At 68.2% G+C, this 11,442-nt stretch carries 8 protein-coding genes; 3 read left to right on the plus strand and 5 right to left on the minus strand.

All coding sequences use genetic code 11. The annotated features are described in order from the left end of the window. On the plus strand, positions 1 to 2,022 hold a 2,022-nt coding region (locus tag R6V09_RS33820), incomplete at its 5' end, for a S9 family peptidase (protein ID WP_317885276.1). A 211-nt stretch (positions 2,023 to 2,233) separates the two neighbouring features. Here the strand turns inward: R6V09_RS33820 and R6V09_RS33825 are convergent. The 5 genes from R6V09_RS33825 to R6V09_RS33845 form a co-directional block, all read right to left on the minus strand. Then, positions 2,234 to 3,319 carry an ABC transporter ATP-binding protein gene (locus R6V09_RS33825; RefSeq protein ID WP_317885277.1) on the minus strand — a complete coding sequence of 362 codons (1,086 nt, stop codon included), beginning with the start codon at positions 3,317 to 3,319 and terminating at the stop codon, positions 2,234 to 2,236. Further along, on the minus strand, positions 3,312 to 4,286 hold the full coding sequence (locus R6V09_RS33830) for an ABC transporter ATP-binding protein (protein WP_317885278.1): 975 nt from the start codon (positions 4,284 to 4,286) through the stop codon (positions 3,312 to 3,314). Before R6V09_RS33830 ends, R6V09_RS33825 begins: the two co-directional genes overlap by 8 nt. A gap of 216 nt (positions 4,287 to 4,502) precedes the next feature. Further along, positions 4,503 to 5,483: an ABC transporter permease gene (locus R6V09_RS33835; protein WP_317885279.1), complete on the minus strand. Its 981-nt coding sequence runs from the start codon at positions 5,481 to 5,483 to the stop codon at positions 4,503 to 4,505. Continuing rightward, positions 5,476 to 6,399 (minus strand): ABC transporter permease, encoded by a 924-nt coding sequence (locus R6V09_RS33840; protein WP_317885280.1) that lies wholly within the window; start codon positions 6,397 to 6,399, stop codon positions 5,476 to 5,478. The genes R6V09_RS33835 and R6V09_RS33840 overlap by 8 nt, the downstream gene beginning before the upstream one ends. A gap of 6 nt (positions 6,400 to 6,405) precedes the next feature. Then, positions 6,406 to 8,043 carry a peptide ABC transporter substrate-binding protein gene (locus tag R6V09_RS33845; protein WP_317885281.1) on the minus strand — a complete coding sequence of 546 codons (1,638 nt, stop codon included), beginning with the start codon at positions 8,041 to 8,043 and terminating at the stop codon, positions 6,406 to 6,408. Positions 8,044 to 8,386: 343 nt separating this feature from the next. Between R6V09_RS33845 and R6V09_RS33850 the strand changes: the two genes are divergently transcribed. Together R6V09_RS33850 and R6V09_RS33855 are read left to right on the plus strand one after the other, a co-directional pair. Beyond that, entirely contained in the window at positions 8,387 to 10,267 is a 1,881-nt protein-coding gene (locus R6V09_RS33850; RefSeq protein ID WP_317885282.1) for an ABC transporter substrate-binding protein, read from the plus strand. 42 nt (positions 10,268 to 10,309) lie between these two features. Beyond that, positions 10,310 to 11,347 (plus strand): ABC transporter permease, encoded by a 1,038-nt coding sequence (locus R6V09_RS33855; protein WP_317885283.1) that lies wholly within the window; start codon positions 10,310 to 10,312, stop codon positions 11,345 to 11,347. The last annotated feature ends 95 nt before the right edge of the window (positions 11,348 to 11,442 follow it).

An 11,442-nucleotide genomic window follows, 5' to 3' on the forward strand; every position in this document is an offset into this window, starting at 1 on the left:
ACGGACCGGGCGAACAGGCTGTGGGTCCTGGATCCGGCGGACGGCAAGGAGCGCGTCGCGGCGGACCCGCGCGCCCTTCTCAGCGGCGCCTCGGAGCACCTCTCGCCCGAGGAGCGGGCGCGCCGCGAGCGCACCCGCGAGGGCGGTGCGGGGATCGTCGGCTACGCCACCGACAGCGAGGTCGAGTTGGCGTCTTTCGCCTTGTCAGGGCGGCTTTTCACGGCCGAGCTGCGGGTCGGCACGGCACGTGAACTCACCGTCCCCGGGCCGGTGATCGACCCCCGCCCGGCCCCCGACGGACGGCACATCGCCTACGTCACCGGCGGCGCCCTGCGGGTCGTGGGTGCCGAGGGCGAGGGCGACCGGGTGCTCGCCGAGCCGGAGTCGGAGCAAGTCACCTATGGACTGGCTGAGTTCATCGCGGCCGAGGAGATGAGCCGTACCCGCGGCTTCTGGTGGTCGCCGGACTCGGACCGGCTGCTGGTCGCCCGCGTGGACGACACGCCGGTGCAGCGCTGGTGGATCGCGGACCCGGCCCACCCGGAGCGTGAGCCGCAGCGGGTCGCGTATCCGGCGGCGGGCACGGCCAACGCGGAGGTGCGGCTGTACGTGATCGCGTTGAACGGGGTGCGCACGGAGGTCGTCTGGGACCGGGCGCGGTACCCGTATCTGGCGCGAGTGCACTGGTCAGCGGCGGGTGCGCCGCTGCTGCTCGTGCAGGCCCGGGACCAGCGCAGCCAGCTGTTCCTGGCCGTGGACCCGGACACCGGGGCGACCCGGATGGTGCACGCCGACGAAGATCCAATTTGGCTTGATCTTTTCCCTGGGGTGCCGTGCTGGAGCCCCTCCGGGCGGCTCGTGCGGATCGCCGACGAGGGCGGCGCACGGGTGCTCGCGGTGGGTGAACGCCTGCTCACAGGACCGCAGTTGCACGTCCGCGCGGTGCTGGACGTGTCCGACGACAGCGTGCTGGTCGCGGCCTCGGCGGGAGAGGCGGCACCCGCCCCGGAGACCGGCGAGGTGCACGTCTATCGCGTCAACGAGCTCGGCCTGGAGCGTCTCTCACAAGAGCCAGGCGTGCACTCGGCAGCGCGCGCCGGGGGCGTGACCGTGCTGCTGTCGGCGGCACCGGACCGGCCGGGCACGCAGGTGCAGGTGCTCCGCGAAGGCAAGAAGACGGTGACGATCGCGTCGTACGCCGAAGATCCCGGTATGTCCCCGCGCATCACCTTCACCGAGGGGGGCGCACGCTGCGTCCCGTGCGCCCTGCTTATGCCACGGGACTACGACGGCAGTGGCCCGCTTCCGGTTTTGATGGATCCCTACGGCGGTCCGCACGGCCCGCGCGTGGTCGCCGCGCACAACGCGCACCTCACCTCGCAGTGGTTCGCCGACCAGGGTTTCGCGGTGCTCGTCGCCGACGGGCGCGGCACCCCCGGCCGCTCACCAGCATGGGAGAAGGCCGTCCACCGCGACTTCACGGTCTCCCTGGACGACCAGATCGACGCCCTCCAGGACCTCGCGAAGAGCCACCCGCTCGACCTCTCCCGGGTCGCCATCCGGGGCTGGTCGTACGGCGGTTGGCTCGCGGGGCTCGCCGTGCTGCGCCGCCCGGACGTCTTCCACGCGGGCATCGCGGGCGCCCCGGTCACCGACTGGCGGCTCTACGACACCCACTACACGGAGCGGTACCTCGGCGACCCGGCCAAGGACCCGGAGTCGTACGCGAAGAGCAGCCTGGTGACGGACGACGGCCTGTCCTCGCCCGCCGACCCGCACCGCCCGCTGATGGTCGTGCACGGTCTCGCCGACGACAACGTGGTGGTCGCGCACGCCCTGCGGCTGTCCTCGGCCCTGCTGGCCGCCGGCCGCCCGCACGAGGTGCTGCCGCTGTCCGGGGTGACCCACATGACCCCGCAGGAACAGGTCGCGGAAAACCTGCTGCTGCTTCAAGTGGACTTCCTGCGGCGCGCTCTTGGCCTGACTGGGCACCAACACTCCACGGAGCACCGCAGCCATTAATTGAGGAACCACGACGAAACACCAGCCAGGTCCGCGAGAGCGGCGCCGGTTTAGGCGCAAAAAAGGGCAACGGACCGGGGCGACATGGCGCGCCCCGGTCCGTTTACGGCACCCGCACGGCCGTACGTTGTTCAGGTTGACGTGTCCGTATATCGAGATCGGGTCGGCCGAGTTGCCTGTGTGTTAACGCGGTTGATGCCTGTTTGTGCGGTTATTCCGCGCCCTGATCAAGATCGTCCAGGGTCTCCGGTGGCGTCGCTTCCTGCGGTACGACCGTCTTCTCCTCCGCGAAGTGACAGGCCGAGTCGTGGGCCGCGAGCCCGCTCGCGAGCCGGAACTCGGCCGGTACGGCGAGCAGCGGCACCTCCAGCGAGCAGCGTTCCTGCGCCTTCCAGCAGCGGGTGCGGAAGCGGCAGCCGGACGGGATGTTCGTCGGGGACGGCACATCGCCGGACAGGATGATCCGCTCCCGGTGCTCCCGCGCGTCCGGGTCGGGCACGGGGACGGCGGACAGCAGCGCCTGGGTGTAGGGGTGCGTCGGGTGGTCGTAGATCTCCTCGTCCCTGCCGATCTCCACGATCCGGCCGAGGTACATCACCCCGACCCGGTCCGAGATGTGCCGCACGATCGACAGGTCGTGCGCGATGAAGACGTACGACAGGTCGAACTCGTCCTGGAGCCGGTCGAGGAGGTTGATGACCTGGGCCTGCACGGAGACGTCGAGCGCGGAGACGGGTTCGTCGGCGACGATGACCTCGGGGCGCAGCGCCAACCCCCGTGCGATGCCGATGCGTTGGCGCTGGCCGCCGGAGAACTGGTGCGGATAGCGGTTGATGTACTCGGGGTTGAGCCCCACCACGTCCAGCAGGTCCTGAACCCGCTTGCGCCGGTCGCCTTTTGGGGCCACCTCGGGGTGGATCTCGTACGGCTCCCCGATGATGTCGCCCACCGTCATACGGGGGTTGAGGGAGGTGTACGGGTCCTGGAACACCATCTGGATGTTGCGGCGGGCGGCCTTCAGCGCGCGGCCCGACATCTTGCTGATGTCCTCGCCCTTGAACTTGATCGAACCGGCCGTCGGGCGCTCCAGGTTGACCAGCATCTTGGCGACGGTCGACTTGCCGCAGCCGGACTCCCCGACGATGCCGAGGGTCTCGCCCCTGTTGAGCGTGAAGTCCACACCGTCGACCGCCTTGACGGCACCGACCTGCTTCTTGAAGAGGATGCCCTGGGTCAACGGGTAGTGCTTGACCAGTCCGCTCACTTCGAGGATCGGCTCAGCCGTCGAGTCAGCCATTGAGGCACTCCCTCCAGAAGTGGCAGGCGCTGCCCCGGTGTTCGTCCACCTCGTGCAGGGGTGGCTCGTCCGTCCGGCACACGTCCTGGGCCATCGGACAGCGGGGGTTGAAGGCGCAGCCGGGCGGGATGTGCATGAGGTTGGGCGGCAGGCCCTTGATGGCGTAGAGCTCCTGGCCCTTCTGGTCCAGACGCGGGATGGAGTCCAACAGGCCGCGGGTGTACGGGTGTGCCGGGGCCTTGTAGATGTCGTGGACGGGGGCCGACTCGACGATCCGGCCCGCGTACATCACGGCGATCTTGTCGGCGACGTCCGCGACGACTCCGAGGTCGTGGGTGATGAGGATGAGCCCCATGTTGAGTTCGCGCTGCAACTCGGCGAGCAGGTCCATGACCTGTGCCTGGACGGTGACGTCGAGGGCGGTGGTGGGTTCGTCGGCGATGATGAGCGCCGGTTCGAGGGCGAGCGCCATCGCGATCATGATGCGCTGGCGCATACCGCCGGAGAACTGGTGGGGGTAGTCGCGGACGCGTTCCTTGGCGGCCGGGATCCGCACCCGCTCCATCAGCTCGATCGCCTTGGCGCGCGCGTCCTTGCGGGACATCCCCCGGTGCACGGTGAACATCTCGCCGAGCTGCTCGCCCACGGAGAGCACGGGGTTGAGCGAGGACAGCGCGTCCTGGAAGATCATCGCCATCTCGGCGCCGCGGACCTTGCGCCGCTCCTCTTCCTTGAACTTCAGCAGATCCTTGCCCCGGAACAGGATCTCCCCGCCGGTGATCTTCCCGGGCGGCACGTCGAGGATCCCCATGACAGCCTGCGCGGTCACGGACTTCCCGGACCCCGACTCCCCCAGCACGGCGAGGGTCTCCCCCTCGTCCACGCTGTAGTTGACCCCGTTGACGGCCTTGGCGACCCCGTCCCTGGTCCTGAACTCCACGTGCAGGTCCCGCACTTCGAGCAGCATGACGCCGGTCACCTCACCTTCGGATCAGAAGCGCCGCACACCGCGCCGCCGAACACACCGAACCCGGCCCCGACTTGGGCCGCCCCGTCCGAACCACACCGATCGACCGGCGCGGACACCACACCCACGCCCGTCACCCCACCGACGGCCCACCCCCGACCCCCGGCAAGGGCCCGGCGCCACCGCATGGCACGCCATTCCGGCGTCATCACACCGTCACCTCAACTTCGGATCGAGGGCGTCGCGCACCGCGTCGCCGAGCATGATGAACGCGAGGACGGTGATCGCCAGGGCTCCGGCCGGCCAGAGGAGCATGTGGGGGGCGTTGCGGATGTACTGGGACGCCGAGGAGATGTCGATGCCCCAGCTGACGGTGGGCGGCTTCAGGCCCACTCCGAGGTAGGACAGGGTCGCCTCCAGCGAGATGTACGTGCCGAGCGCGATGGTGGCGACGACGATCACCGGGGCGACCGCGTTCGGGGTGATGTGGCGTAGCAGGAGGCGGGAGTTGGAGGCGCCGAGTGCCCGCGCGGCCTGGACGTAGTCGTTCTGTTTGGCGGTGATGACCGAGCCGCGGGCGATGCGGGAGATCTGCGGCCAGCCGAGCAGCACCATGAAGCCGATGACCGGCCAGACCGTGTTGCTGGTGACCACGGAGAGGAGGACCAGGCCGCCGAGGACCACCGGGATCGCGAAGAAGATGTCCGTGAGGCGGGACAGGATCGAGTCCCAGATTCCGCCGAAGAAGCCGGCGAGTCCGCCCAGCACCGAGCCGAAGATCGCGACGCCGAGTGTGGCCAGGACGCCGACCGTCACCGACGTACGGGTGCCGTAGACCGTGCGCGTGTAGACGTCGCAGCCCTGGCCGTCGTAGCCGAAGGGATGGCCCGGCTGGGAGCCCTCCTGGGCCTTGGCGAGGTCGCACTTGAGGGGGTTGCCGGAGGCGATCAGGGACGGCCAGAGGGAGATGACGACCAGGAAGAGGATGACGAGCGCGGAGATGATGAAGACGGGGTTGCGGCGCAGGTCGCGCCAGGCGTCGGACCAGAGGCTGCGGGGTCTGTCCTGGGGTCCCGTGCCTTCCGGTCCGCCCGGTGTCTTTTCGAGCGTCTCCGCCTCGCTCGTGGCGAGGTCCATCGCGCCGCCCATGCCGGTGCCGGCGATGGCGCGCTCCGGTTCGAACGGCTGCTCAGGCATAGCGGATCCTCGGGTCGAGTACGGCGTACAGGAGGTCGACGAGCAGGTTGGCGACCAGGAAGACGAGGACGAGGATCGTCACGAAGCCGACCACGGTCTGCGTGTTCTGGTGCACGATCCCCTGGTAGAGCTGGAAGCCGACGCCGTGGATGTTGAAGATCCGCTCGGTGACGATCGCGCCGCCCATCAGGGCGCCGATGTCGGTGCCGATGAAGGTGACCACGGGGATCAGGGAGTTGCGCAGGAGGTGGCGGATGATCACCCGGCGTCTCGGGAGGCCCTTCGCGACGGCCGTGCGGACGTAGTCGGAGCGCCGGTTCTCCGCGATGGACGTCCGGGTCAGCCGGGTGACGTAGGCGAGCGAGACCGAGGCCAGGACCAGGCCCGGCACGATCAGTTCGCTGAAGGTCGCGTCCGTGGAGACGGAGGGTTTGATCCAGCCCCACTCGACGCCGAGCAGCAGTTGCAGCAGCAGACCGGTGACGAAGGTCGGGATGGAGATGACGATCAGGGTGAGCAGCAGCACTGTGGTGTCGATCGGACGGCCGCGCTTGAGGCCGGTGATCACACCGAGCGCGATGCCGACGACGACCTCGATGACGATCGCCACGACGGTCAGCCGGATGGTGACGGGGAACGCGGTCGACATCAGCTCGGTGACCTTCTGGCCGTTGAACGCCGTACCGAAGTCACCGGTGAAGACGTTCCCCATGTAGGTCAGGTACTGCTGCCACACGGGCTTGTCGAGGCCGAACTCGCGCTTGAGCTGGGCGGCCGTCGCCGGGTCGCACTGCCGGTCGCCGCACAGGCCCGCGATGGGGTCGCCCATCACGTTCACCATCAGGAAGATCAGCAGTGTGGCGCCGATGAAGACCGGGATCATCTGCAGCAGTCGCCGGACGACGTACCGTCCCATGCGGGCTCAGCCGACCTTGATCTCGTTGTACACGGGGACGCTGAACGGGTTGAGCGCCACGTTGGAGAGCCGGTCGGAGTAGCCCGCGCTGCCGTTCTGGTACCAGAGCGGGATCGCGGCCATGTTGTCCCGTACGACACCCTCGGCCTGCTGGAAGAGCTTGATCGCCTTGCTGGTGTCGGTCTCCGCGTTGGCCTCGTTCACGAGCTTGTCGAAGTCCTTGTTGGACCACTGGCCGTCGTTGGAGGAGGCGTTGGTGTAGTACAGCGGCTGCAGGAAGTTCTGGATGAGCGGATAGTCCATCTGCCAGCCGGCCCGGAACGGCCCGGACATCTTGTGCTGGCCGATCTGGTTGCGGAAGTCGGCGAAGGTGCCGACCGGGTTGCCGACGCACGCCTTGTCGTTGCCGAGCGCGTTGTTGATGGAGTTGCACACGGCGTCCACCCACTCCTTGTGCGAGCCCGTGTCCGCGTTGTACGTGATCTTGACCTGGCCGCCGGGAAGGCCGCCGCCCTCCTGGACCAGCTTCTTCGCCTCGGTGGGGTTGTACTTGCAGGAGTCACCGCACAGCCCGTCCTGGAAGCCGCCCTCGGTGCCGAGCACCGGTGAGGTCCAGTCGGTGGCCGGGGTGCGGGTCTTCTGGAAGATCGTGGTGGTGATCTGGTCCCGGTTGATGGCCATGGACAGGCCCTGGCGGACCTTCTCCGAGCCGCTCTTGTTCCAGTCCTTGTCGTAGTACGGGAACGCGAGGGTCTGGATGATGCCGGCGGGCGTGTTGATGTACCGGTCGCCGAGGTCGCTCTTGACGTTCTTGAGCTGCGAGGCCGGGATGTCGTCGACGAGGTCGAGGTTGCCGGCCATCAGGTCGGTGTAAGCGGTGTTGTTGTCGGTGTAGACCTTGAGGGTCACGCCACCGTTCTGCGCCTTGTCCGCACCGGTGTAGCCGTCCCACTTCTTGAGCTCCATCTGCGAGCCCTTGGTGTACGACTGGATCGTGTACGGGCCGTTCCCGACCGGCTTCTTCAGCCAGGCCGCGTGGTCGGAGAAGAACGTCGACGGCAGCGGGGAGTACGCCGCGTAGCCGAGGGTGTCCGGGAAGGTGGAGAACTTCTGGGTGAGTTTGACGGTGAAGGTGTCGGTGCCGGTCACCTTGAGCCCGGAGAGGGTGGTGGCGCTCTGCGAACCGCTGTCGGGATGGACCTTGTCGTAGCCGTCGATGTACCCGAAGAAGTACGCGTTCTTCTGGTTGTTCTTGAGGCTGGCGCCGTAGTTCCACGCGTCGACGAAGGACTTCGCGGTGACGGCCTCGCCGTTGCTGAACTTCCAGCCGCTCTTCACGGTGACCGTGAAGTTCTGCGAGTCCGTGGTCTCGATCTTGTCGGCGAGCATGTCCTCGGCCTTGCCGGTCTTCGGGTCGTACCTCTTCAGACCGCGGAAGACCATGTCGAGGACCTTGCCGCCCTGCACCTCGTTGGTGTTGGCCGGCTCCAGCGGGTTCTGCGGGTCCCCCCAGGAGGCGCTGAGCACCGCGCTGCCGTCACCACCGCTGCCGCCGCTGCTGCTCCCGCCGCTCCCACAGGCGGTCGCCGCGAGGGCTACCGCCGCCGCGCAAGCGGCCCATTTGGCGTGCGTGGCTCCACGCATCGAGTGCCTCCTCAGAAAGCCGATCCGGATCGATCCAGATCGATCCACTACCGGCCAATATCTGCACAAATTGGGCACCCCGCACACGCAGTCACCCGAATGCAGCACAGGCCGCGCGCGAGAGGGGTGACGCCATCGGCCGAAACGGTCCCGGCTCCACCACCAGGGCCCCACCAGGCACGCTTCAGTGGTTTGGACCAATAAACCTCCGATCGGTCCGTCAACTCGCTGTTTCCGCAGGCCACATGGGCTTTCATGCGCCGTTGACGGGCGCCGACCGGCGCTGATAGACACACTCTTCAACCCAGCCCGGCGTCACCTGGTCAAGCGCGAGGTCAGGACCATGAGCACTCAGGACCGGAACGGCACAGAGCACTCACGCCCCAGAAGACCGCGGCCCCGTCGCTTACACCGGCTGGTGGCCGGAGCGGCCGGTGCCCTGGCCCTCACGGCGGCGCTCGCCACCCCCCTCAACCCGGCACCGCAGCAGGCCGAGGCCAAGGCGAAGGAGAGCGACAAGGTCCTCACCGTCGCCGTCGCGCAGAGCGTGGACTCCTTGAGCCCCTTCCTGGCGAGCCGCCTGGTCAGCACGAGCATCGGCCGGCTGATGTACGACTACCTCACCAACTACGACCCCAAGGACAACCACACCGTCCCGGGTCTGGCCACCAAGTGGACGTCGTCGCCGGACAAGCTGACCTGGACGTACACGATCCGCTCGGACTCCAAGTGGTCGGACGGGCAGCAGGCCACCGCCGCCGACGCGGCGTGGACGTTCAACAAGATGATGACCGACCCGGGCGCCGCCACCGCCAACGGCAGCTTCGTCACCAACTTCGCGAAGGTCACCGCCCCGAGCCCCACCCAGCTGGTCATCCAGTTGAAGAAGCCGCAGGCGACGATGACCGCGCTCGACGTGCCGATCGTGCCCGAGCACATCTGGGCGAAGGCCGGCGACCTCTCCAAGTTCAACAACGACAAGACCTTCCCGATCGTCGGGAACGGCCCGTTCGTCCTCACCGACTACAAGGCCGACAGCTACGTCCGGCTCAAGGCCAACAAGTCCTTCTGGCGCGGGGCGCCGAAGTTCGACGAGCTGGTCTTCCGCTACTACAAGGACCAGGACGCGGCGGTGGCCGCGCTGCGCAAGGGCGAGGTCTCCTTCGTCGCCGGCTCCCCCGCCCTGACACCCGCTCAGGCCGCCTCCCTCAAGGGCGAGAAGGACATCAAGGTCAACGACGCCCCCGGCCGCCGCTTCTACGCCCTCGCCACCAACCCCGGCGCACAGGCGAAGAACGGCACGCACTTCGGCGACGGCGACCCGTCCCTGCTCAACGAGAACGTCCGGCACGCCCTGTTCATGGCGGTAGACCGCAAGACCCTCATCGACAAGGTGTTCCAGGGCCACGCCGTCGAGGGCGAGGGCTACATCCCGCCGCGCTTCTCGACGTACTTCTGGAAACCGTCGGCGAGCCAGGAACTCGCCTACGACCCCACCAAGGCGGCCCAACTCCTCGACCAGGCGGGCTACAAGAAGAACGGTGACGGCAAACGGGTCGGCAAGGACGGCAAGCCGATCACCTACCGCCTGCTGTGCCACGCCACCGACCCCAACGACAAGGCGGTCGGCCAGTACCTCAAGGAGTGGTGGGGCAAGCTCGGCATCGGCGTGACGCTCGACTGCCTCGACAATGTCACCGACCCCTGGCTCGCGGGCAAGTACGACCTCGCCTTCGACGGCTGGTCCGTCAACCCCGACCCGGACTTCGTGCTGTCCATCCACACCTGCGCGGCCCTTCCGGCGACCCCCAAGGACATCGGCGCGACCGACAACTTCGTCTGCGACAAGACGTACGACAAGCTCTACGCCCAGCAGTTGGCCGAGTACGACCCGGTCAAGCGGGCGGACATCGTCAAGCAGATGGAGTCCCGGCTGTACGACCTGGGGTACATGAACGTCATGGCATACCCGAACGCCGTCGAGGCCTACCGCACCGACCAGATCAAGTCCATCGAGACGATGCCCAGCGGCGGCGGCAACATCTACGGGCAGGACGGCTATTGGAGTTGGTGGTCGGCGGTTCCGGCGGCCTCCGACGGATCGTCGTCCGGCGGGCTCTCGGGCGGGGCGATCACCGGCATCGTCGTCGGGGGGCTGGTCGTCGTCGGTGCGCTGGTCCTGTTCACGGTGCGGCGCCGGTCCACCGCCGAGGACCGGGAGTAGCGATGCGCCGATCCTCAACAGCGGTGCGCGGGACGGCTGTTCATGGCAGCTGACGTCACATCGGCACCGGTGGAGGAGACGGCCGGTCCGGGGGTGCGCCTCCGGACCGGGTACGTCCGTTACCTGGCCGGCAAGCTGGGCGGTGCCGTCGTCTCGCTGCTGGCCGTCCTGGTCACCGGTTTCTTCCTGTTCCGGCTGATCCCGGGCGACCCGGTCAAGACCATGACCGGTGGCCGTCCGATCTCGGCCGGTCAACTGGCCGAGTACCGCCGGGAGTTCGGGCTCGACCTGCCACTGTGGGAGCAGTTCACCGACTACTGCGGCAAGGCGCTCACCGGCGACCTCGGGACGTCGTACCAGTTCCGGGCGCCCGTCATCGACAAGATCACCGAGGCGCTGCCGAACACCCTGCTGCTCACCGGCACCGCCTTCGTGCTGTACACCGCGCTCGGCATGTTCCTCGGCACCCGCTCGGCATGGCGGCACGGCAGTCTCTCCGACCGGCTCAACACCGGTCTGGCGCTGACCCTTTACTCCGTCCCGTCGTTCTGGCTCGGCCTGCTGCTGATCATCGTGTTCTCCGTGGGCGTGGGCCCGATCCCCGGGCTCTTCCCGACCGGCGGCATGGAGTCGGGCGGCAAGGAGGGCTTCGCGTACGTGCTGGACGTGGCCCACCATCTGGTCCTGCCGGTGGTCACGCTGGTCGCGGTCGAGTACGGGCAGACCCTGCTGGTCACCCGCTCCGCGCTGCTCGACGAGATGGGCAGCGACTATCTGACGACCGCGCGGGCCAAGGGACTTCGGGACGACCTGGTCCGGCGCCGGCACGCGGTCCCGAACGCGCTGCTGCCCACCGTCACCCTCGTCTTCGTCAACCTCGGCCGTACGGTCGCCGGCGTGATCCTGGTGGAGACGGTCTTCTCCTGGCCCGGCCTGGGCGGGCTGTTCTACCAGGCCCTCAGCGTGCCCGATCTGCCCCTGGTCCAGGGCCTGTTCCTCTTCTTCGCCGCGGCGGTGATCGTCATGAACACACTGGCAGACCTCGTCTATCCGCTGCTCGACCCCCGGGTGGGCCGATGACCACTCCCCCCGTCACACAGGCCGGTCCGCGCACGCTCGCCTGGCAGCGCCGCCGCCGGTCCGCCGTGCGGTTCTGGGCGCGGTACCGCACCCAC

The organism is Streptomyces sp. W16 (genome assembly GCF_033194735.1).
Taxonomy (GTDB): Bacteria; Actinomycetota; Actinomycetes; order Streptomycetales; family Streptomycetaceae; genus Streptomyces.